Origin of the sequence: Isoptericola sp. NPDC056578 (assembly GCF_042793275.1) — a bacterium.
Classification (GTDB): Bacteria; Actinomycetota; Actinomycetes; order Actinomycetales; family Cellulomonadaceae; genus Isoptericola.
The window spans coordinates 1-22,591 of the sequence record NZ_JBHTVC010000009.1 but is presented as its reverse complement, the minus strand read 5'-3'; the positions used below and the strand labels follow the sequence as shown (position 1 = coordinate 22,591).

Here is a 22,591-nt window from a genome sequence, read left to right as displayed (position 1 = left end):
CCGGAGATTTCTCCGTGCTGCGTCGGGGGCGTGCCAGGCCGCGAGCGCCCGGACGGACGGACGCCGCAACCCCTGCCCGGAGGGCGCACGGACCGACGAGGTGGTCGATCGGCCGACCGTCGGCCGGCCGTGCAGCCTGCCTGCATTGCATGTACCTGACCACCTGTGGATGGGCCGAGTTATCCGTGTGTGTCTGGGGGCGCCCTACGGCGGGCGCGTTCGGGACGTGTGTATCTGGGGGCGCAGCGGGTCTCTGTGCAGGTCAGCGTGTGTGTATCTGGGGGCGCACCGTTCGGCGCGCGGGCGTGCCAGGAGAGGAGTGTCGAGTTATCCATGTGTGTCTGGGGGCGCACCGTGGTGTGTATCTGGGGGCGCAGGTCTCGTGTTTGCGCAGGTCAGAGCCCATAAATCGGCCTTCCCCTGTAGTTAGAATCTCCTGTAGAAATCTCACCTGTAGTCGTCGGCGTGGGCCTTGTGGATCTGGGGACGGCGGGCGCAGCTCGTCGAAGAGCCAGAAGAGATTTCCTCTCGCCTGTCACAACCGAGGGTTCCTGAACACGTTCCGCAGGGGTGAAGGAACCCGACACGGAGGAGACCCGCCCGATGTCCACCACCACCGCTCCGGCTGCGGGAACCTCGGACGGCGTCGATGACGGCCTGCCTGGCGGCCTCGTGGCACTCGCGAAGGCTCACGCTCAAGCAACCAGCCATGAACCCCTGACCACGGCGGTGCCTGTGCCGCTGTCGGGGGAGGGCGGTACGCCGATCAGGCTGTCTCGTCGGGAGAGCGAGCTCGTGGAGGCGGCATACGAGATCGAGACGAGCGACGCCGCGGCAGCGGGGGAGATCGGCTATGCGGCCCGGATCTGGACGCAGCTCGCCCTGCCGTACTCCGACCCAGGGGCGGTGCCTCGGTGGGAACGACGCAACGGGGCGATCACGCTGATCATGCGCCCGGCCACGATCCTCGGGCCTGACGGGCAGTCCGAGGACGGGTACCCCTTCGGCGTTCTACCGCGCTATCTGCTGTCCTGGATGGCTACCGAGGCCGTGCGGACCCAGAACCCGTGCCTGGACCTCGGAGGGTCGTTCAACGAGTTCATGGGGCGGCTCGGCCTGGGGCACAACGGGCGCGACGCGGGACGGCTGAAGAACCAGATCTACCGCCTGGTCGGCGCGACGATGCAGATCCAGGAAGTGCACCGCGAGGGCGACGGTCATCGCGTCGGTGGACAGAACTTCTCCGTCGCCGAGTCGTTCGACCTGTGGCTGCCCGGCCGAGGCGACATCTCCGACGACCAAGGAGCGCTGTGGAGCAACACGGTGACGCTTTCCCCGCAGTTCTACCGCTCGATCGTCCAGACGCCCGTGCCGGTCGACCTGCGCGCCCTGCGTGCCCTCAAGGGCGCCCCGATGCGCCTGGACATCTACACCTGGCTCACACACCGGATGAGCTACCTGTCCCGCTCCACCCTGGTGCCATGGAGCGCTCTGGAGGTCCAGTTCGGCGGGCAGTTCGCACGGCGACGCAAGTTCAAGGAGACGTTCGTAAAGAACCTCGCCGCGGTGAGCGCCCTCTATCCGGCCGCGAACGTACACGTCGAGGACGCCGGGCTGCGCCTCTTCCCGTCCGCACCGCACGTGTCCACCCGTGCCGCGCGAGCCCTGGCAGGGGGAGACCCGACCGCCACCGGCTCGCGCCCCAAGCGCTGAGTGCCCCGCTCCACGCTCTCTGGGTGCCCACAAGGACCCCTGGGTGGGGGGAGCCTCGTCTACGGTGACTGCAGAATTCCGGACCGAGCAGGAGGTCGGCACACCATGCGGCCCATCAGTTTCGACTACAGGCCCAAGCGCACCGCGTGGCTGGACTACAAGACCGGCCGCGGCGTCACCGACAACGGCACGAGCATCAGGCCCAAGATCGGCGAGCGCCGCAAGTACCCGAACCTGACCGACCTGCTCGACACCGCGCACACCATGGGTGCCGAGCGGATCATGCTCACCGGCGCCGTGCCTGAGGTCGTGCCTGGTAAGAGCCACTGGCTCATCGCGAAGACGCCGGGGTGGAAGGCCAGCGGGCACTGGCTGAACAAGCCGGTCACCGGCAGGTTCGTCAACGAGCTCTCCGGGGATTCGCTCGAGGTGCGCACGGTGGAGGAGTGGTTCTCCACCAGCGATCTGAGCCCGATGCAGGCACGCGACGCGTGGGACGTCACGGCGCGTGTGCTGGCCGACGCGATCCCGCACGCTGTCATGGCGCTGACGCCTGCGAGCACCGGCGCGAATGCCTGGGCGCTGTCGCTGCCCAAGACGATCGGTGGCCGCCGCCCGGGAGGGAAGGGCCCTGTCCAGGGCGGCGAGCCGTTCGAGCTCGAGCCGATCCCGAAGGACATCGCCGACGAGCTGCACTTCACCGCCGGGCAGCACCGCATCGAGCACCTAACCACCGGCCCCGACCGGTGCGACTGCGGGGACTGCCTGGCGCTGTTCGACGCCGAGGCCACCCCGCAGCTGGAGACGTTCTCCTACGTCGACGGCCGGTTCATGTACGCCGCGTGCTGCCGTGAGCTGGGGACCATGCCAGCAGTGCGGCTCAACCGCGCCGCGGCCGCTGATCTGCTGGACCGTGACCCGTACGCCCGCGCCCGCTACTACGTGCGCTTCACCATCCCGGACGCCTGGGACCACGTCGGCCTGCTGGGCGTGAAGCACGCACAAGTCTCCGCGGGCTGGCACTACCCGAACCGGCCCGGCACCACGTTCGAGACCTGGGCTGACGCTGTGGAGGTCAAGATCGCGCGCGACGCGGGATGGTTCGTCCAGCCGCTCGAGGGCGTCGCTTTCAGGAAGAGCCGGGTCCTGGACACCTTCGCCGAGCGGATGACCCGTGCTCGCGAGCGCGTGAACACCCGCCCTGACATCGAGCCGGAGGTCCGGCGAGCGGTCGCGGCGGCGCTGCGGTCCATGCTGATCCAGACCATCGGCAACTTCGCCTCCCGGCTGCGGGGCCGGACGGTGACGGTGTGGTCCGTCGACGAGATCCCCGCCGACTACGCCGACACGATGCAGCGCTACGGCGACGCGTTCACCTACGAGATGCCCGGCCGCGAGCACAACGCGCGCGAGCTCGCGTTCTACCGTCCCGAGCTCGCCGCCCAGGTCTGGGCCCGCGCCCGTGCCCGTGTGCTGAGCTCACCGCTCGGCGGCGGGAAGACGTGGAACGGGGGAGTGCTGGCCATGGGCCCGTCCACCCTGATCGGTATCAACGGTGACGCGATCTACTCCAGCGTCGTGCCGAACTTCGCCAAGCCAGTCGACCCGTCGGTCCCGGATGACCGCGGCGGTGACGACGGCAAGGTAGGACGGCTGCGCATCAAGGGCGTCCTGCACGACGTGCCCACCCCCACCGGGCTCGAGGCCCGCAACGTGCTGCGCGCGAAGGCCGAGGCCGCCGGTGTGCCCGGATGGGAGAGCGATGTCTGACCTGCAACCCGCGTGCATGTGCGCTCGTGGGGCCCGGCCCCTGAACGAGGAGGCGAGCGATCGTGGCACCGCCGAGTGATGAGGCGCTGAGCGTGGCGGACATGCTGCGCCGCCAGCGAGGCCGCGGAGTGAGTGTCGTGGAGCTCGCGCGGATGCTCGACCGCTCGCCCCGGATGGTCCGCAAGATCTTGTCGGGGGAGACCTCCGGCGAGGCCTACCGCGGCGCCGTGACTCAGCTGCACGAACGCGGTCGTGTCGCCGCCCCGCCCGCTCGTCGTCGCGGCAAGGACGGGCACGTGGTTGCCGTGCGGGCCAAGGCGTCTGCCGGTGGCGGAACCCGGGTGCCCGCGGAGCCCCCGCGCAGGCTCAGGCCTGGCCGGTTCTCGGAGTCGATGACACCCATGGCCGGCGGGGCCCGCCAGTACGAGTTCACCGCCCCGAAGACCCGCGACGCCAAGGGGCGTCAACAGGCGAACGCCACGATCGTGTCCCGGCTGCGCTCCGCGGCCAAGGGCCAGCGGTGGGACCGCAAGAAGGTGAAGTTCGACATCCAGCTGTCGAACGGGCACTCGATGACCGTCGGGTCCAAGCACGGCTACCAGGTCAGCAGCGTGCTCGGTCGCTCGCGCGGCTTCGAGGGCGACGCGCTCGGGTGGCTCAAGACGCAGGTCCAGCACCGCTACCCCGACCTGGACAAGTCCGGAGTGCGGATCACCAACCTCGTGATGACCGTCTACAACCACCGCGACGAGGGCCGTCACTGAGACGGCAGGGCCCCCGCGGCGGTCACGCTGACCACCAGGTCTCCTGGAGGGCGTCACACGAGCACCCTGGCCGACACCTTCCCCCAGGTAGCAGAACCGCTACCGAGAGAAGGCCAGCCATGGACACCGTCACCCGCATGACCACCGCCACGCGACACCCGAAGGACACACCCGCGCGTCGGCGCACACCGCGCCCCTCGGCCCCGGTCGAAGTGGGGACACAGGTGCAGATCCGCGTGCACGCGTGGAACCACGACCACACCGGCAGCCACCGCATGCCCACCGACCATGTCGCCGACTGCACGGTCACCGGCCTGGTCTGGGACGACTGGACCGCGCCCGGTGAGTGGTCCGTGGACATCGAGGTCATCGACGTCGCGCCCGAGCTCGCCCACCTGCTGGGGCGCCGTGCCCCGGCATCCGACATCGTGCCCAACAGTGCCGTGTGTCCGGACTGCCTGGGCACCGAGGGCACCGGTCGGCACCTCGAGACCTGCATCGAGCCCAACCTCATCGAGCAGGCCGGCCCGAACCACAGCCCAGCCTGACGCCAGCCCCAGCCCCATCCCCGGTCCGGTCCGGTCCTCGCGTTCACTCAAGCCAGGCATCGGGCCGGGCCACACGCTCGTCCGACAGACCAGGCCCAACCTGCCGGCGGACCGGCCTGGCGCGGTCTGGGACGACGGGGGCCTGGCCCGGATCGACGCGGTCCACGCGGATCAGACCGGGCCGATGCACGGGGAACAGGCGGGCCGGCTTGCCCCCACCACAGCGGTCCGTCCTGACCGGTGGCTTGGCCTGGACCCCGGCCACTTCTACGGACCGGTCCGGGCCGCGCCGTCACAAAACGGGCACCCCACGCACCTTCCCCCGGGTGACCAACCGATCACGACGGAACAAGGAGTTCTCGTGTCTCGCAAGGCAGACCGCCCCCGCAAGCCCCGCCGCATCGTCGAAGCGTCCGGGACCGCGGTCGTCGCGCTCACCGCCGCGGTGATCTCGTTCGGGCACGTGCAGAAGGTCGCGCGCGACGCGGGCGAGAGCGAACTGGCCGCCATCCTGCTGCCGCTCAGCATCGACGGAGCGATCGCGTCCGCAGCCGCCGTGATCCTCGCCGACTCCAAGGCTGGCCGGAAGGCACCCAAGCTGGCCTGGCTCATGCTGATCCTCAGCCTTGCAGCCAGCCTCGCGGCCAACGTGGCGGCCGCCGAACCCACGGTCCTCGCTCGCGCCGTCGCGATCTGGCCCCCGATCGCCCTCGCCCTCGGCGTCGAGGTCTTCGCATCCATCAGCCGCCGTGCACGTGAGACCGAGACGCCGGAGACCAACGTCAGCAGACCGGCCCGGTCGGTGCCCGCCCCGGCCCTTCCGGCACGGCCTGCTCCCCAGCCCGCGTACGTCGCTCGGACCGACGGGCTCGCCCAGACCGCCCCCACATCGGCCTCCGAAGGCCGTGCCTCCGCGATGGGCGTGGAACCGGGCCAGACAGACCAGGCCGTCAGCGGCTCGGACGACGACAGGCCGGCCCGCCAGCCCACGCGTGAACAGACCAGCGCGGCCCGGGCCTTCGAGCGATCTGCAGACCAGACCGCAGACCACCCCGCAGACCACCCCGCAGACCGGACTGCGACCCGGACGACGGACCGGGCCGAGCGCGGTCCGGCAGGCCGTGAGCCCGGACCGGCGGTGGCCATCGGCCCGGTGCCCGCAGACCAGTCCGGTCCGGGGCACCAGGTGACCGAGGCGGACCACCGCACGAACCAGGCCGCCACCACGGAGCAGGTGACCGGTCATACCGCCAGCACCACCTCGCGGCCCGGTCCGCAGGCTGTTGGCCGGACCGGCCCAACGGCTGTGGACCACCCGGCGCACGACACGACGCGAGTCGGCCCGCGGCCCGCGTCGCCCAGCACGAGCGACGCCCAGGCCATCACCACCATCCGCGAGCTCGACGCCGAGGCCGGCCGCCCGGTCTCCCGCCGCACCGTCCAGGCCACCCTCGACTGCGGAGCATCCCGAGCCAACCGGCTCATGATCGCGGCACGGGCAGACCAGGACGCAGACCTCGACACCCCAGACCGCCAGGCCACCGAGCGCGCAGCCTGAGACCACCACGGCCCCCTTGCCCAATCGCGCGGGCAAGGGGGCCGTGGCGTATCGCAGAGCCGGACCGGCCCCTTGCCCGCGAGCGCCGCGGGCCGGTCGCGCGTGGTCTGGTCTGTGTGTATCTGGGGGCGCTTTGGGCAAGACCGGTGGTAGGCCGTAGCTGCGACCGTTGGAGGCTTGCCCAGGAGCCGCAGGCCGGACGCCACCGGCCCAGGCCGGGGCGCGTGGCCCGAGCGGGGCGGTGGCCCGGTTCAGTCGTTGGCGAGCATGGTGCGGACCGCGCGTCGCAGCTCGAGCTCGGCAGCGTTGACGTCGTCGTCGCTGGCGTAGCCATCCTGTTCCTCGCTGGGATCCCACGCCCACACGTGCCGCATCAGTTGGTTGCGTAGACGGACCGCCAGGACGACGACGTCGTCGGGGACCTCTACCTCGAAGTCGATGAGCGCCTCCTCGACTTGCTGGTTGAGCTCGGTCTCCTCGGGGTACATGTCGCCGTAGCGCACGCCGTGCTCGCTCTCGACCCTCTTGGAGCCGCGGTGCGCGGTGCGGACTGCGGCCACGAAGGCCACCCACGCCGCCTTGCGGGTCGAGCGCCGGGCCTCGTTGCGGTCGAAGGCCCGTTGCGCGTCGGCGAGGTCACGCGCTGTCCGCGCCGCGCGTGCCGCGACGAGGTAGGACACGAGGCCCGCGACCAGGGCGCCGAGGACGACGCCGACGGGTTGCGACAGGTACCAGGGGGTGGGCGCGGGCTGGGTTGCTGCGGCGGCCATGAGGAGGGCGGAGGCGTCGGGCGACATGGTGTGGATCCTGCCGCCGTGGCGGGTTCGGTGCCCTGTCGCGGTGGGGTCTTCACCCCTTGGCGATGGGTGGTGTGGGGCAGTGGTGGTGCCACCGGGGCGTCAGCAGGGGGCCACCACTTGTCGCACTTGCCCGCCACTGCCGGGTGCCTGGTGATCGGCGGTGTGTTTCTTGGTGGGCGACCAGATTTGGCCCCGAAGGCCTTCGGAACCGCGGCCCTGCGGGCCGGGCCCTTGGCCACGGGGCCAAGTCTAGGGAGCACGACAAGGGGCTGGCTGGTGTGGGGCGAGTCGGCGGAAACGGCCGGGCAGCGCGGGGAGTGGTGGGCGCCAGCACACGGGCAACCGTCAGGCACACCGTGAGCCCACCACCGGGCACACCACTTCTGACGCCGTGGTTCGCCGCCGGGCGTGGGTGGGGCAGTTCGTCGCGGCGGTGTCACAGACGAGCGGTCAGGGACACCTTCCCCCGGGTGACCGAGCACGCGATTCAGGAGGGCACCTTGGCTACCCGTTCACCCGCACGACGGACCACGCAGACTCCGGGGCCGCAGGAGGACCGGGTTCCCGAAGCGGCACTTTCGGTACCTGCCCGCCCAGCCACCCACTGGCGTGATGGGGTCATCCTCTGCGCGTCGGGTGTGGCCGCCTCCGGGGTGGCCTCGGTGCTCGGGCACGCGGAGATGATCGGCGCGTCCGTGGGCCTCGGCTTCGTGGGCGGCACCGTGGTGACCACCCTCGGCGCGAGGGGCAAGCGACGCCGCGACCTGGAGGACCGCACCCTGGAGGCGCTCGCCCCGACGCTGGGGGTGCGGCGCCTGGACCGACGCACGGTCATCATGAGCAACTGGACCCAGGGATGGCCGGGGGTGCCGCGCAAGATCCGGGTGTACTACGCGCCGGGTGTGCTGGACGCCGGGGTCGTGCTCGAGCCGAAGGTCATCGGCACGCTCGCGGTGCGGCTCGGTGCCAAGTACAAGGTGGTGCGCCACCACCTCAAGCACTGCTACCTCGTGCTCAAGCTCGACCGGGCCCCGCAGGCCGCCGAGCAGGAGGCCCGTCCGCCGGCGCTCGAGCGCGCGCTGCAGGCGCTGACGAGCCTGATCGGGCCGACGGTCGAGCTCGTCGGCTACGACATGGCCCGCGAGGACGAGCTCGGGTCGATCACGATCTCCCACCAGGCCGGGACGAAGATGGCCGCCGGCGGTTACCGCACCCGCATCGAGGGCGTGGTCTCCACGATGATGGCCGGCCGCTGGCGAGCCCAGTGGGATCTCGAGCACGACCTGGCCCGGTTCGAGCAGCGCCCCCTGCTGCCTGGCAGCATCTGGCTGCCCGACACGCTGCCTGACGACATGGACGACCTGCTCGACAAGTACGACCAGGTGCGCATCCCCAAGGCCATCGACGAAGACGGCAACGAGCTGTTCTGGGAGCCCGCACGGGTGCCGCAGATGCTGATCACCGGCGGCACCGGCTCGGGCAAGACCTCCACCACTCACTCCATCGTCGGCAAGATCACCCAGTTCGGGTGGCCGGTGTGGGTCGCCGACGGCAAGGGCGTGGAGTTCCTGCACCACCGCACCTGGCCCAATGTGCAGATCGTCGCGACCACCGTCGAGGAGCAGGTCGCCGTGGTCTACCGCGCCTACACGATCGTCAAGGAGCGCTACCGCCTCATCACCCAGCAGGGCTTCCGAGTGGAGGACTTCGAGCCGCTCGTGGTCGTCCTGGACGAGTGGTCCGAGACCGTGCAGGGACTGCTCGGCTGGTACGACGACGTCAAGCAGCGCGGGGAGAAGAACAAGCCCCCGACGCTCAGCCACTACTCCTCCCTTGCCCGCCTCGCCCGCACCGCACGCGTGCACCTGATCGTCACGATGCAGCGCCCTGACGTGCAGCTGTTCGGCGAGGGCGGTGGTGAGGCACGCTCCAACTTCGGCGAGCGGATCTCCGTCGGACGTCTCGACCCGGCCGGCGCCAACATGATGTGGAACTCCACGTTCATCGGGGTCACCATCCCGAACGGCGCCCGCCAGCGCGCGATCACCACCGGCGCCGACGGGCGCCCCGTTGAGGCCCAGTGCTACCGGTTCCCCTCCATGACCGCCCCCGACGACAGTGAGGACGGCAAGCGACGCGAGTCCCTCAAGCCGCAGCACAACCGACACCCGCGCCTGCTGATCGTCCCGCCCGAGCCCCGGTACGCGGGGGAGGAGGAGCTGCCCCTCGGGTTCTGGGACTACGCCAAGGCGGACTGGGTCCTGGCCGAAGACCGCCCCGACCTCGACCCCGTCGTGATGGCCGCCCAGCACGAGCGCGCCGGCGACGCACGCACCGCCGCCTCCGCCCTCACCCTCCTCGGCGTCGGGACCTCGAGCCCGGCCAACGCGGCCAGCCTGCGCAAGGCCGTGATTGCCGACCCCACGGGCGATGCAGCCACCATCGTCGTGAACGCGATCGACCACGAGCTGCTGCTCGAGGCCGCCGAGCTCGTGATCACGGCGCAGTTCGTCTCGCGGCCGATGCTGCAGCGCAAGCTGCGCATCGGCTACGCCCACGCGGGACGCGTGCTCGACCAGCTGGCCGAGCACGACGTCATCGTCCTGCATGACCCCGACAGTGCGGCCGATGACGAGCAGGCCCCGAGCGGTGACGGCCGTGTCCTGGCCGGCCCCGACGACCTCGCTTCCACGCTCGAGCGGCTGCGGCCGCTCGCCGGCGCCGCCGCGGGCACCCGCGCCCGGACGGACGAGGACCCGGGCGGGGACGAGTGGGAGCCCAGCGAGCTGAGCACCACCACACCGGGCGACGCCTACGCCGGATTCGGCGAACCTCAGGCCATCGGCCCGGACAACCTCGTGGTCGGTGACCTCATTCAGATGGAGGACGCCGAGTCCGAGTGGGTGTTCGTCGACGAGCACCCCGAGCCCGACATCCTCGACGCCGGCTGCATCGCGATCTCCTGGCGCGGCGACGGCGACGAGTACGGCTCCGTGTCCCTGCCCGCCGACACCACCGTGATGACCCGCCGACCCCTGGAGCACTCATGAGTGACCAGCAGACCTCCGCCACCTCCTCCAACTCCGACAGCGACATCCTGGCGATGCTCGGCTTCGCCGTGTTCTTCGGCGGCGCCATCATCGGATCCCTCGGACTGCTGTGGCTGCGCGGCGTGCAGTGGCTCGTCGAGCACCACATCCTCGTGGCCGCCTCCGCCGACCCCCTGCTCGCGATCCCCGGCGGAGACGGAGCCGGGCTCGACCTGGCCCGCATCGTCATCGTCGCCGGCGTCCTGGTCGCGATCGTCGCCATCATCGCCAGCACCGTGCTGCGCAAGATCCGCCGCCGACGTCGGGAGGCACTGTGACCGAGAGCCGCCGCCTGAACATGAGCCTGGACGTCATCGCCCGGGACGCCGCCGCACGGATCGACGGCGCCGAGTGCGACGGGAAGCACCAGCTGTGGGGACGCCACGAGGCCGCGCACGCCTCCGCGACGACGCAGACCGACGCACGTGCCGCCGCCGCACCGCTGCTGCAGCTGTGCGCGAAGTGTCCGCTGCAGGCGGTAGCCGCGTGCGCCGACTGGGCACGCAAGGACCAGTACACCGGGATCGCCGCCGGCAGCGCCTGGCAGGTCGGCAAGCCCCAGCCGGCGCACTGGGTCAACGGGCACCCACCCGCCAAGGAGCTGCGCAAGGCGGGGTGACCACAACCGATGGACGCCTGGCGCGTCGGTCCCGCAGGGTAGGGGCATCAACCACCTGCGGGACCGACCATCCCGCCCGCCGAACCGGGAGTGATCCGCCATGGCGATCACCAGCACGTCCCCGACGCTGACCAACGACCACATCGACCTGCTCGTGACCGCCGCCGCCCGCTGGCAGATCCTCACCGACCCGACCACCGCGGCGTTCGCCGGCGACCACCACCTCGGCCTCACGCCCACGCAGGCCGGGCAGCAGCTGCGCCAGGAGAACCTCGCAGCCACGGCCCACCTCGCCGACCAGGGCAGCCTCAAGCCCGCCGACCTCGTCGACCCCGGCCCGTACACGCACGAGCCGATCCAGCACGTCGACCCCGTCGAGGTCATCAAGGCGGTCCACGCCGCCCAGCACGCCTGCGCGCCCAGCCCCCGCTGGCAGCACGGCACCGCGCGCAAGCTCCTGACCGCCGTCGCGACCGCGGCGACCTACCGGCTGCCCGGGTACGCCGACGCCCCGTGGCTGTGGACCCGCCCCCAGCGGCGCACCGGCATGCCCCTCGGGATCGCCACCGGTGATGACTACCCGCCGATCCCCGGCCTGCAGTGGCACGCCCCCGGCGAGCAGCTGCACGACCTGTGGGCCAAGGCACCCCTGGTGCTCATCACGCCCGCCGCGGCGCTCGAGCTGCCCGCCGACCTGGCCGCCCGCTCCGGGGTGTTCATCCTGACCACCACCGAGACGCAGGCGAAGATCTGGCTCGCCGTGCGCGACCTGAAGATGCAGACCGGCGTCCTGCACTGGCCCACGTGCGAGCCCTGGCTGACCGGCCAGCTGCGCGAGCCGTCACCGGAGTACGCCGAGCACCGCACCGCCTGACCACCCCGACACCAGGCCCGCCGCGGCACCGCCGTTCGGCCCCTGGCGTCGCCATATACTCGGGGCTGCCGGATTCGTCCGGCGGCCCCGGGCCGGGGATCAAAGCGGGGTGGTACCCGCTCCTCGGTCCGTCGTTCGCCGACCGGGACTCATATGTCGGGGTGGTTCCTGGCATACCCGGTCGGCGGGCGTTCGGGTCCCTCAACTTGATCCCCGCGGTGTCACAGACGACCCGCGGTGGACACCTTCCCCTCGGTGAGAACGCACCACCCTGCTCACCGAAGGAGAGGGCGATGAGCCTGACCCAGCACCACGAACCCGACCCGACGGCCCGACCGCCGGGTTCCAAGAACACCGCCGCGCCCACGCACGCCTCCGACCCCCGCCGGTTCGCGATCGCTTGCAGCGCATCGGCCCTCGTGCTCGAGCGTGAGGGTCAGGACGGCGCCGCGAAGCAGCTGCGTGAGCTCGCCGGCGATCGCCCCGCCTCCACGGGGGCGGACACATGAGCATCACGGTCTACAGCACGCCGGCCTGCGTGCAGTGCGACGCGACCTACCGTGCCCTGGACCGCAAGGGCATCTCGTACGACGTCGTCGACCTCACCCAGGACCCCGAGGCGCTCGCGATGATCCGTGGCCTCGGCTACCTGCAGGCACCGGTGGTCATCGCCGGTGACACCCACTGGTCAGGGTTCCGCCCGGACCAGATCGGCGCGCTGGCCTCCTCCACCACCGAGCGCTGAGCGCCGCGCTCTGGACCACCACGGGGCCGTGGGTCAGGGCTGCAGCGCGGTGCGCAGGACCTGCTCGAGGTCAGGCAGATCGTCCTCCACGACGATCACCAGCTGCAGACCGTGTCGGGCGGCGAGCTCGCGTTTGCGCGCGATCTTGGCGGCGTAGTCGCTCCTGGTGCTCAGGCCGGCCGCCTCGACCAGCACCCCGTTGATCGCCCAGTCGGCGCGCATCCCGTTGGGGTTGAGCTGCGCGTCGTAGGGGTAGGGCGGCTCGATGGTGTGCACGACGCCACGGGCGAAGAACCAGTCGTCGATGTACCGCTCGAAGAGGGAGCGGCACGGGTGCCCGTCGGCGGCGACGGTGTGGACACCGAAGGAGGGCCGCCAGCCCTCGCCGAGTACGCCGGCGTCGGCCAGCAGCGTCGACCAGGCCGGCGCCGCACCGCCCGGCTCGTGGTCACGGGGCAACGGAATCCGCAGGAGCACCTGCCGGACCAAGTCGCCAGTGCTCGTCCAGGGCACGCTCGCCGCCAGCACCCGGCGCGAGGGCGGCCCGCCGTTGTCGGCCGCGAGCGTCCGTACTGCCTCGTGTGCGGCCTCTTCGCGCTGGGGAGTCCACGGGAAGGGGACCCATGCGTTGTCGCGCTCTGGGTGGGGGATCAGGTCGGTTTGGCGGAGGAGGGCCGCCTGGGCGCACACCGTGCACACGTCGCTCGTGCGCAGTCGCAGGAGGGTGTCGAGTTCGTGGGCGGCGGGGACGTGCTCGCGCCGGCACACGAGACACTCGGTGGTCGCGAGCCGATCGGAGACGGCGGTAAGTCCGGCATGGGCGAGCGCGCCCATCGCGAGCAGGAACCGTCCGTGGGCGTTCGCCCCTTCGACGGGCAGTTGCGGCTGGGGGATCGACCAGTCGACGACGGCCTGCACGAGCTGCGGCTGGCCGGACTGTGCTGCGCCATCGCTCTCGTCGGTGCCCAGCTGGCCGAGCAGCGCGGGCTCTGGCGCGACGTCGTGCCAGGGCAGGGCCGCCCACCACTGTGGCGCGAGAGTACGCAGCCGAAACGCCGCGAGCCCCAGCTCGTGCACCCGCGAGATGCTGTGGGCCCACTCCAGCGCCGTCGGGGTCTCGTCGGGCAGCTCGAGCAGGGGAGTCGCCTCCCGCAGCGCGTCGAAGTCGTCGACGTCGAACACGAGGCTGCGGGATCCCCAGCCGATGTCGCCGGTGCGTGTCGGCGCTGTCGGGTCCAGAGGTTCGGCTGCGAACACGGCGTCCGCGGCGTCAGCGACGACACCGGGCACCAGCTGACGCGACGTCGCCGGCAGCTGCCGCGGGCTCTTCAGCGCACTTCGCCGGCTGCGGCTCGCAGCTCTGGCGTTGCGATCCACGATCCGAGGGGGCGGGTACTCCAGCAGGCCCTGGTACTTGCTGGTCTGCTCCGGATCGTCCGGGACCTGGTCGACGACGTCGCCGACGCGGAAGCCGTGCCACGCGGTAGCCTCCCGTCCGGGCTCGAACCACAGCTCGGACAGGCAGAACAGCGCCTCCGACTCGGGATAGAAGACGCCGAACGTCGTGCCGTCCTCATAGCGGGGGTCCCCGCCACCGAAGCCGAATGTCCACGCATCGGCCATGTAGGCGTTGACGTACACGCGCCAACGGGGCCGTGGCGAGTCCCACCCACCGATCGGTGGACGAACCTCATACCCCGCAGCCTCCAGCGCGGACGCGATGACGCGACGATCGCGCTGGTCGGCCACGTCGAGGACGTTCAGCCCCAGGTAGAGCCGGCCCACGATCGCGCGCTCCTTCTTCACCACGATCCGGGGCAGATACCTGGCCCGCTGCACCTTCAGAGTGAGCTCGGTTTCGCGCACCGGGACGTGTGGGCGCTCGGCCTCGTCCTGCGCCCACGCCAACCACTCCGCGGCATACGTCCGCGGCCTGCGCCGCCCCATCACGCCTCCCCACGAGACCTGGTCGTTCGCGCCCACCGCCCCCCACATCGTGGCCCGTCCGGATCTGCCGCGCGCCCCGAGTACCCGCCGACGACGTCGCGACGAAACTCGCAGGCAGGTGTCACAGACGACCCCGGGCAGACACATTCCCCGGGCATGAACGACCAGCTGTCCAACCTGATCGGGGCCGCGCTCAACGCCGGCCTCACGCTCTGGGCAGCCCTCACCACCCTCGCCGTCGCGCTGATCGCCACCTACGCGCTGACCAGCGCCCTCAAGGACGACACCGGCACCCTGCACGACACCCTCTGCCTCGCCGCAACCCTGGCGACAGCATCGGCACCGGCATGGGCCCTCATCTGGATCCGCGGCGGCATCCACCTCGACCCCACCACGTGGCTCTGCCTCGCCATCGAAGCCGTCCTCGCCACCGCGGCGCTCGCGGCACTGGCGCGGCATGAGGCGCACGACGACACCAAGGAGCACGCGCCGTCGGCGCGACGGCCGTCCCGCTCCGTGCCGACAGCCCACCGACACGCGTGACCGCGACCGACCGACCCGAAGGGCAGGACCTCCGCCGATGATGCGACACAACGACCCATGGCCCCTGTTGATCCTGCAGATTCTGGGCGGGGCTTTGGTCCTCATCGGCCTCTGGAGGGTCTCGCAGCTGGTCCCAGGAACGACGGCCGGTGAACCCGACCCTGGCGTGGAAGCCCCCCTCATGACGGAACCGCTGGCCAAGAACGCAGCCGCGAGCGTGACCACCGCCCGCGCCGAGCTCGAAGACCTCGACATCAAGGGGCGCGCCCCCAAGACCGGGTACGACCGCGAGCAATTCGGCGACGGATGGGCCGACCTCGACGACGACGGCTGCCACACCCGCGACGAGATCCTGCGCCGCGACCTGACCGACATCACGCTCGAGGCCGGTTCGGACTGCGTCGTGGACTCCGGCCAGCTCAAGGACCCCTACACCGGCACCGGCATCGACTTCACCCGCGGACAGGACACCTCCACCGCGGTGCAGATCGACCACGTCGTCGCCCTGTCCGACGCATGGCAGAAGGGCGCCCAGCAGTGGACCGCCGCCACGCGGGAGCGGTTCGCGAACGACCCAGCGAACCTGCTCGCGGTCGACGGCCCCACCAACGCGGCCAAGAGCGATGGCGACGCCGCTACCTGGCTCCCGCCCCACAAAGCCTTCCGCTGCGAGTACGTCGCCACCCAGGTGCACGTGAAGGCCGAATACGCCCTGTGGGTCACCCCCGCCGAGCACGACGCGGCCAAGCGGGTCCTGGACGCCTGCCACGCACTGGCACCCACCCACTGACCTGGAGCACCGATGCCCACCACACGCCGTCCCCGCGCGCTGCCCATCGACACGATCTACCTCCACTCGCTGCGCCTGCGCCTGCCGGCCCCCATGCACCCCACCTGGGCCATGTACTACCTCCTGGCCGTCACCGTCTCCGGTGCCACCGGCGCGATTCTCCTGGCCCGCTGGACCGACGCCACGTTCTGGCTCAGCGCCGCCGTCGGGGTCGCCCTGAGCGTCCTCACCGCCCTCGCCGGACGACACCTCGCCACCGCCTGGTGGCGCTCGCGCCCCCCGCTCGAAAACCCGGTGTCCTGGCTGTGCCAGAGGGCGCTCATCCGGTTCGACCTCGACTACGGGTGGATCCAGGCCGAGACCTGTGACGGGCCATCCGACCTGCGCGTGCAGCTGGTCTGCAGCTACTGCACCCAGATCGAGACAGCGAACTGGTGCCAGGACTGCATCGACACGGCCACCCAGACCCCAAGGCAGCAATGCACCGCGTGCGGGCGCCCCGTCACCGAGGTCCAGATCACAGCAGGAACCCGATGACCCCCGCGACGCCAGCGACGAGCACCAAGGAGAGCCCGATGCCCCGCCAGATCGCCCGAACCACCCGCGCACTACGTCGCAACTGGCGCGCCGTCGCCGGGTGGTGCGACGCCCACCTCGTGGCCATCGTGACCTCGGTCCTGCTGTGCGCGATCTGGCTCGGCATCGCCCCCGCGATCGCTTCCCTCATCCAGCACTACGCCGACGCCGCCCCCGCGGACCAGGCCGCACTGCTCGCCGTCGGCGGCACCGTGCTCATCGCACTCACCCGCATCACGGCGATCCGCCGCATCACAGCGCGACGCCGCCGACAGGGACCGGCGCTCGCGGCGATCCCGACTGCGCGGCTCCTCTCGGCCCGAACCCACCGCCACGCCGAGCTCGAGGGCATTCCTGCGCCCCTGCGCACCGTGTGGCTCGGCCTGTGCGGCCTGTACGGGGAGCCGTACGCGACGTGGGTGATCGCCAACGTCGACGACGACGCGACCCCCGAGAAGGTGCTCGCCTACGCCGAGGACCGCCACCACCATTGGGTGGAGGGCACTTACCGGGCGCGGGGGCGCGAGTCGTTCGCGCGGCACGAGGCCGCGCATGCGGTCGTCGGGCACGTGATCGGCTGCACCGTCCTCCAGGCCGACATCCGGGCGACCGAGACGACAGGCGGCCAGACCCACACCATCCTCCCGGTCCCGTTCCCCGCCGAGCACGACGCAGCCTGGATCCGCATGCGGTCCGGGCTCGCCGGCCGCGCCATCGACATCCTCAGCGGCCAGCACGACCACGGATCAACCAACGACGTCGAGTCGGCGACCAAGGACGCCGCAATCATCGTCTCCACCGGCCTGCGCCCCACCGGATACACAGGGCCGCTGACCACCGACTCCCTCCTCGCTGCCGCCAGCTCCGAGGCACGTCGCATCCTGCTCGCTCGTCAGGACGTCGTCGACGCCATCGCCTCCGCGCTCATGGAGAAGGAAGTGCTCGGGTCGCACGACCTACGAGCACTCCTGCCGGCCACAACGGACGACGTCGTCGTTCCCGGCCGCGCGAGCTTCGCGACACGCGCCGCAGCTGCCGGCCAGGTCGACATCAACGAGGCCTGGCGCGCCATGGCCGGCCCGGCCCAGTCCGAGGACCCCGTGGTGCAGGTCGCCTTCCGTCGCGCGCACGCGGCCGCCCCGGCCGCAGCTCGCAAGGCGGACAGCTGATGCTGATCAGCATGCGCACGGCCAGCGACGTCACGCCTCGGACTTCTTCTGCGGCGGCGGCGGGTCTAGCACCGGCATGGCCCAGATCGACGGCCTGCGGATCATCCACGCGTCGAACCACTGGCATCTCGCCGTCGCGGTGCACAACCTCAACCACCCGGACACCGACCACTCGTCAGTCGACCTGCACCAGGAGGACCCCGCGTTCTTCCCCACGACCGACGTCGCGTGGTTCAGCCCCGAGTGCACGAAGTGGTCCCAGGCGAACGGCTCGGCGCCGCTTCCCGCCATCGAGGAGGGCCTGTTCGAGGACCCACTGTCGGCCGAGGCCACGACCCGTTCGCGCCTGCTGATGTTCGACGTGCTCAGGTACGCCGAGCACCACGCCTACAGGTACCTAGTGGTCGAGAACGTGATCGACATCGCCACCCAAAGCCGCTACCGCCTTGCCTGGTACGAGTGGCGCAAGCAGCTCTCCGCACTCGGCTACCGCTTCCGCGTCATCTCGCTGAACTCCATGCATGCCAGCACCTACGGCCAGCCCGCGCCACAGTCGCGCGACCGCATCTACATCGTGTGCTGGCGCGAGGGGGAGCGCGCTCCCGAGCTCGACCGCATCCTGCGCCCCAAGGCGTACTGCCCGAAGTGCCGCGAGGTGGTCGCCGCCGTCCAGTCATGGAAGAACGGCAAGAAGGTCGGCCGCTACCGCCAGACCTACCTCTACGTGCACAGCCAGTGCGGCACCGTCGTCGAGCCCGACTGGCTGCCTGCGTCAGCCGCGATCGACTGGTCGATCCCCGGCGAGCGCATCGGTGACCGGCTCAAGCCGAAGACCCGCGCGCGCATCGCGGCGGGCATCGCCCGCTACTGGTCGCCGCTCACCCTCGAGGCAGCCGGCAACACGTACGACGCCGCCGACCCAGCGCACCCGAACCACGGCGACCCGGAGGCGTACTACCGAGCGTGGCCGGTCGAGCAGGCCATGCGCGCGCTGCACACCAGCAACAGCAAGGGCCTCGCCGTGCCGGTCGAGGGCCGCGACGGCAAGGAAACCCTGCCGCTCGACATCCCGATGCGCACCCAGACCACGCGCGCGGAGACCACCCTCGCGCACCAGCCGTTCATCACCGAGATGTACGGCACCTCGACCGCGCGCTCGGTCGCCCAGCCGGCGGGGACCTTCACCGCCGGCGGGAACCACCACGGCCTCGTCACCGACCGTGAGCCGCTGGTCATGACGAATAACCACCAGAACCGGGCCCGGCGGACGTCCGAGTCTGCGCCCACGCTCACGACCGCGACCGGCGGCGGGTCCGGGCTCGTCACCCCGGCCGGCGGGTCGTGGAACGACGACGCGCGCACCACCGACGAGGCCCTGCGCACGCTGCACACGCGTGAGGCGTACGCGCTCGTCACCCCCTACTACGGGACCGCGCGCGAGGGGCGCCCGGTGAGCGAGCCCGTCGGCGCGCTCACCACCCGAGACCGGTACGCGCTCACGACGGCGCCAGACCGGGACGCGCTCATCCACCGCCACAACTCCGGTGGCGCCGAGATGACCACGCCCGCGTTCGAGGAGCTCCGCACGCTCACCACGGGCGGGCACCAGTCCCTGCTCCAGCAGCTGCGCCCCCGCGTCACCGCGGAGGACATGGCAGCCGCGATGGAGATGGTGCCGGAGGTGCTCTTCCGCATGTTCCGCCCGCACGAGGTCGCGGCGGGCATGGCCTTCCCGAAGACCTACCGGTGGGACGCGCTCAACGACAAGGGCCGCACGCCCTCGAACCGTGACCTGGTCAAGATGGCAGGCAACGCCGTCACCCCGCCCGCGTCGCGCGACATCATGGCGGTCGTCATGGAGGCCCTGACCGGCGAGCGGGTCTCGTTCTCCCTGGCGGCGTGAGCGAGCACGGACGGCAGGTCAGGGCGCCGTCTCGAACTTCACGCCGGCGTCGGGGTGGCCCACGACCCAGAGCGTGACCTTCACCCTGCGCCGCACGGCCATGGTCAGTGCGCCTCGTCCCAGGCGTCGAGCATGCCGACGAACTTGTCCTCGCGCTCCGGGCAGCCGGTCTGGATGACACGCATGGTCTGCCAGACACCCGGGGCGGCGGGCTCGGCCTGGTCTGAGGTGGAGTCCATCACCAGGCCGCGCAGACCACCGCGCTCGTCCAGGGAGCCTGTGTCGCGCACCCCGGCGCACACCAGCGGCTCGAACGCGGCCAGGTACTCGGGGTCTTCGAAAGCATCGATGACGTACTGCGACACGTGGCCGTACCGCTCGGCGACTGCAACGGCGCGGGCGGCGTCCTCGGCTTCGGCCTTCACCTTTTTCTCGGTCTTGCTGGACCGCTTGATCGTGGCGGCCCAGTCGCCGGCGAGCGGGTGGTCCGGGCACAGCATCATCGCGGCACGAATCTCGTTCTTCTGCGGCTTCGTGAGCATGTCCGCCGTGGCGTAATCGTCAGCGGCGTCGTTCTGGGCGCATATCGCGTACAGCACGCCGATGTCGTTGTCGTCGTATCCGGAAGCGTCGTAGGCAGCGAGCTCGAGGCCGGTGGTGGGGGTGACGGCTTCCCATGTGTCGCACAGGTCATATTCGCTCGGCCACAGCGCCGCGAGATCGGTCTGCATTTGAGTGCCGTCGTCGCGGGTGATGTACAGGTCACCCTGCTCGTCGTCGTAGCAGTTGAGTACCACGGGCTCGGGTGATTCCTCGGTCGGCTCGAGGGACGACAGAGGGCTGGGTTCCTCGGTCGTCGGAGCGGCCGTGACCGTCGGGATAGGTGATGCGGCGCTGTCGGCAGGGGGGTTGTTCTCAGCGGGGGAGCACGCGGCCAGCAAGACGAAGACGCCGACTGTGACGGAAGCAGTCGCGGGGCGACGGTTGACGTTCATGCGGTCCTCACGCGGAGACAGTAGGTCGTCCGACATCGATCGGGTGCCGGGAGCGACGACAAATCACCCGGGCAAATCAGAGACCCCGCGGGTATGACTGGACCCGGTCGCGGGTGGGTGCCTGAGTCACCATCATGGGCCAATGGCCGCACCCACGCCGTTCCGCTCCTCTCGCCACACCCGCGCGATCCTTGTGGCTGACTGGCGCGACGCAGAGGAGCTCGCACGGTGGCATATGTGTGAGGTGCTCGGGTTCCGCGATGCCGCCCTCACACCATCCGGCGCAGATGGAGGCATTGACGTCGTGTCGGCTCGTGCGCTGGCGCAGGTGAAGCACCACAACACGCCCGTCGGCAGCCCGGAAGTGCAACAGCACGTCGGCGCCTCCCACGGGACGAAGGACGCTCTCTTCTACGCCCTGTCCGGGTACACCGCAGCGGCGCTCGAATACGCCAACACTGCCCAGCTCGGCCTCTTCACATACAACATCTACGGCGACGTCCACCCCACCAACGACCGCGCGCGCCAGCTCCAAGCGCGCAGCGCAACGACTACTCCTGAGACGGAACGGGACGCCGCGAGCGAACGACTCCATCGCGATGCAGCCGCCGCGGCCGCCACCTTCGACCGCGAGCTGGCCGCCGCCGTGCGGTTCAGCGAGCAGTTCTCATTCGCACGCACCTTGGAAGCCGACGAAGTTGAGGACCTTCAGCGGTTCGTCCTGGTCGAACTGATGTCGATCCTGGCCATGCTCGAGGACGTGCGGCAGGCCTGGGCCGAGGATGACCAGTCTGCGGTTCTCACGAACGCGATCGTCGCGGAGTTGGGAGTGGAGCGCTCCTGGCAGGAGTGGATCCATACACTCGCGCACTGGCGGCACCGTGCACTAGAGGTATACGCCCGACTGGTCGCCAGCAAGGAACGCGGTCGTGCCAAGACACTGGATGACAGGGCGAAGGTGTTTCTCGCCGACGCGTATCGCCGAGACTCGGAAGACGAGCTCCGGCTCACCGATCGGTGGAAGTCGCGACCCGTCGGGAACGACCTCCGCTACACCGACGTGGACACCGACTGGTACATCTGGGCGGTTGAGAGGATGGCGGAAGTTCCCGAATGGTGGCGCCCCGTCATCGACGCCCAACTCTTCGGACTTACGAGCGAGCAGCACCTGCAGCGCAGCGACGTCGATAGTTCTGACTACCGCGATGGCGGCCCCTGGACCCTCGTGTAGCTCACGGATCTCCCGCTACGACACCCGCGTCGCCCGACAGGCCCTGTGCTGGATACCGGAACTGGGGGCATGGGGTGCCGTGGGAGGTGGGCGAGGAGCCGCCTGGTTTGGGTGGTGGCCGGTAGCGTCGAGAGCACCAACCACATCGGTGGCCTGACCAGCCACTTTGACCGGGCCGGCCCGCTTGTTGGCCGCAGGGAGTGATCCACGATGAACGCTGCGCTGCAGACGATCGAGTGCGCCAGGATCGACGCGCTGAGGACCGGGGACGAGTTCCGGGTCCTGGGCACGCTGGCATGGGGGCGCGTGCGCCACGCGACGCGTGAGGTGGTGTTCGTCGACGGGGCCGTCGGGGAGCGGAGCCTCGCGCTCGACGACTGGGGTGTCACCGAGGTCGAGGTACGCCGGGCCGACCACGCGGGAGAGGTGCGCATCGACATCCTCACGTGGGGCGGCGAGCGCTTCGAGTGGCACTCCACCTGCTACGTGCCCCCGACGGCCGACCGGCGGGACCTGATCCTGGCCAACGCGCCGTACGCCTACCTCGGCCTGCTCGAGGAGATGCTCGAGCCCAACGGGCCCGCGCGGTACCGCATCGGCACCCACACGATCTTCGTGCGGGAGGTGTGAGCGATGGTCCACGAGCACATGATCCCGGTGCTGTTCGACGTCAACGCGCCCACCGAGGAGGAGGCCGCACAGATCCTCGTCGACCACCTCGTGGCCCACCTGAGAGGCGCCGTGCCGACAGGGGAGTTCCCCGAGCAGGGGATCGAGGCATGGTGGCTGCCCCAGGCCGAGCACAAGCACATCGACGGCAACGACCGAGACGCCCTGCACCTGGTCGAGCAGCCGACCACGCACCAGGACGACCCGTCGGCGAGCGACGTCGACGACCGACGCCCCTCGACCACCTGACCCACCCCGTCCCGACAGCGCGCCGGCCCCGTCCACCAC

Annotated in this window: 21 protein-coding genes and 1 pseudogene; 19 read left to right on the top strand and 3 right to left on the bottom strand. The window is 70.7% G+C overall.

The genetic code is table 11. The features are described 5' to 3' along the window. Window positions 1–603 precede the first annotated feature (603 nt). The 5 genes from ACFQ80_RS05640 (at window position 604) to ACFQ80_RS05620 (ending at window position 6,353) form a co-directional block, all read left to right on the top strand. Window positions 604–1,713 carry a replication protein RepA gene (locus tag ACFQ80_RS05640; RefSeq protein ID WP_430562889.1) on the top strand — a complete coding sequence of 370 codons (1,110 nt, stop codon included), beginning with the start codon at window positions 604–606 and terminating at the stop codon, window positions 1,711–1,713. Between the two features lie 105 nt (window positions 1,714–1,818). Next, complete coding sequence (locus ACFQ80_RS05635) at window positions 1,819–3,483, top strand: hypothetical protein (RefSeq protein WP_430562888.1); 1,665 nt, start codon at window positions 1,819–1,821, stop codon at window positions 3,481–3,483. A 401-nt stretch (window positions 3,484–3,884) separates the two neighbouring features. Next, a complete protein-coding gene (locus ACFQ80_RS05630) occupies window positions 3,885–4,247 on the top strand; it encodes a hypothetical protein (RefSeq protein ID WP_430562887.1) in 363 nt (120 codons plus the stop codon). A 224-nt stretch (window positions 4,248–4,471) separates the two neighbouring features. Further along, window positions 4,472–4,795, top strand: a complete 324-nt coding sequence (locus ACFQ80_RS05625) for a hypothetical protein (RefSeq protein WP_430562886.1) — start codon at window positions 4,472–4,474, stop codon at window positions 4,793–4,795. A 184-nt stretch (window positions 4,796–4,979) separates the two neighbouring features. Then, a complete protein-coding gene (locus tag ACFQ80_RS05620; RefSeq protein ID WP_430562885.1) occupies window positions 4,980–6,353 on the top strand; it encodes a DUF2637 domain-containing protein in 1,374 nt (457 codons plus the stop codon). A gap of 251 nt (window positions 6,354–6,604) precedes the next feature. Here ACFQ80_RS05620 and ACFQ80_RS05615 read toward each other — a convergent pair whose 3' ends face one another. Then, on the bottom strand, window positions 6,605–7,150 hold the full coding sequence (locus tag ACFQ80_RS05615; protein ID WP_430562884.1) for a hypothetical protein: 546 nt from the start codon (window positions 7,148–7,150) through the stop codon (window positions 6,605–6,607). Window positions 7,151–7,791: 641 nt separating this feature from the next. Between ACFQ80_RS05615 and ACFQ80_RS05610 the strand changes: the two genes are divergently transcribed. The 6 genes from ACFQ80_RS05610 (at window position 7,792) to nrdH (ending at window position 12,480) form a co-directional block, all read left to right on the top strand. Next, the gene (locus ACFQ80_RS05610; RefSeq protein ID WP_430562883.1) at window positions 7,792–10,203 is read left to right on the top strand and encodes a DNA translocase FtsK; all 2,412 of its coding nucleotides are present in this window, start codon (window positions 7,792–7,794) and stop codon (window positions 10,201–10,203) included. Further along, complete coding sequence (locus tag ACFQ80_RS05605) at window positions 10,200–10,520, top strand: hypothetical protein (RefSeq protein ID WP_430562882.1); 321 nt, start codon at window positions 10,200–10,202, stop codon at window positions 10,518–10,520. Before ACFQ80_RS05610 ends, ACFQ80_RS05605 begins: the two co-directional genes overlap by 4 nt. Then, window positions 10,517–10,861, top strand: coding sequence for a hypothetical protein (locus ACFQ80_RS05600; protein WP_430562881.1), 345 nt, complete (start codon window positions 10,517–10,519; stop codon window positions 10,859–10,861). Before ACFQ80_RS05605 ends, ACFQ80_RS05600 begins: the two co-directional genes overlap by 4 nt. A 100-nt stretch (window positions 10,862–10,961) precedes the next feature. After that, the gene (locus ACFQ80_RS05595) at window positions 10,962–11,735 is read left to right on the top strand and encodes a hypothetical protein (protein WP_430562880.1); all 774 of its coding nucleotides are present in this window, start codon (window positions 10,962–10,964) and stop codon (window positions 11,733–11,735) included. Window positions 11,736–12,028: 293 nt separating this feature from the next. Further along, on the top strand, window positions 12,029–12,244 hold the full coding sequence (locus ACFQ80_RS05590) for a hypothetical protein (RefSeq protein WP_430562879.1): 216 nt from the start codon (window positions 12,029–12,031) through the stop codon (window positions 12,242–12,244). After that, window positions 12,241–12,480, top strand: coding sequence for a glutaredoxin-like protein NrdH (gene nrdH / locus ACFQ80_RS05585; protein WP_430562878.1), 240 nt, complete (start codon window positions 12,241–12,243; stop codon window positions 12,478–12,480). The genes ACFQ80_RS05590 and nrdH overlap by 4 nt, the downstream gene beginning before the upstream one ends. Window positions 12,481–12,513: 33 nt before the next feature. Here nrdH and ACFQ80_RS05580 read toward each other — a convergent pair whose 3' ends face one another. Further along, window positions 12,514–14,463 carry a hypothetical protein gene (locus ACFQ80_RS05580; RefSeq protein WP_430562877.1) on the bottom strand — a complete coding sequence of 650 codons (1,950 nt, stop codon included), beginning with the start codon at window positions 14,461–14,463 and terminating at the stop codon, window positions 12,514–12,516. 120 nt (window positions 14,464–14,583) lie between these two features. On the opposite strand from ACFQ80_RS05580, the gene ACFQ80_RS05575 reads away from it, so the two are divergent. The 5 genes and pseudogenes from ACFQ80_RS05575 to ACFQ80_RS05555 form a co-directional block, all read left to right on the top strand. Continuing rightward, window positions 14,584–14,970 (top strand): hypothetical protein, encoded by a 387-nt coding sequence (locus ACFQ80_RS05575; RefSeq protein ID WP_430562876.1) that lies wholly within the window; start codon window positions 14,584–14,586, stop codon window positions 14,968–14,970. 67 nt (window positions 14,971–15,037) lie between these two features. After that, window positions 15,038–15,760, top strand: coding sequence for an HNH endonuclease family protein (locus tag ACFQ80_RS05570; protein ID WP_430562875.1), 723 nt, complete (start codon window positions 15,038–15,040; stop codon window positions 15,758–15,760). A 12-nt stretch (window positions 15,761–15,772) separates the two neighbouring features. Then, window positions 15,773–16,297 carry a hypothetical protein gene (locus ACFQ80_RS05565; protein WP_430562874.1) on the top strand — a complete coding sequence of 175 codons (525 nt, stop codon included), beginning with the start codon at window positions 15,773–15,775 and terminating at the stop codon, window positions 16,295–16,297. A 38-nt stretch (window positions 16,298–16,335) separates the two neighbouring features. Then, window positions 16,336–17,505 carry a hypothetical protein gene (locus ACFQ80_RS05560; RefSeq protein ID WP_430562873.1) on the top strand — a complete coding sequence of 390 codons (1,170 nt, stop codon included), beginning with the start codon at window positions 16,336–16,338 and terminating at the stop codon, window positions 17,503–17,505. A 52-nt stretch (window positions 17,506–17,557) separates the two neighbouring features. Further along, window positions 17,558–19,408, top strand: a pseudogene (locus ACFQ80_RS05555) (DNA cytosine methyltransferase); the annotation flags it as partial. A gap of 104 nt (window positions 19,409–19,512) precedes the next feature. Here ACFQ80_RS05555 and ACFQ80_RS05550 read toward each other — a convergent pair. Next, window positions 19,513–20,403, bottom strand: a complete 891-nt coding sequence (locus ACFQ80_RS05550) for a hypothetical protein (RefSeq protein WP_430562872.1) — start codon at window positions 20,401–20,403, stop codon at window positions 19,513–19,515. Window positions 20,404–20,545: 142 nt separating this feature from the next. On the opposite strand from ACFQ80_RS05550, the gene ACFQ80_RS05545 reads away from it, so the two are divergent. From ACFQ80_RS05545 to ACFQ80_RS05535, 3 genes are all read left to right on the top strand, one after another. Then, entirely contained in the window at window positions 20,546–21,634 is a 1,089-nt protein-coding gene (locus ACFQ80_RS05545; protein WP_430562871.1) for a restriction endonuclease, read from the top strand. A 210-nt stretch (window positions 21,635–21,844) separates the two neighbouring features. Beyond that, entirely contained in the window at window positions 21,845–22,264 is a 420-nt protein-coding gene (locus tag ACFQ80_RS05540; RefSeq protein ID WP_430562870.1) for a hypothetical protein, read from the top strand. Between the two features lie 3 nt (window positions 22,265–22,267). Then, complete coding sequence (locus ACFQ80_RS05535; RefSeq protein WP_430562869.1) at window positions 22,268–22,552, top strand: hypothetical protein; 285 nt, start codon at window positions 22,268–22,270, stop codon at window positions 22,550–22,552. The last annotated feature ends 39 nt before the right edge of the window (window positions 22,553–22,591 follow it).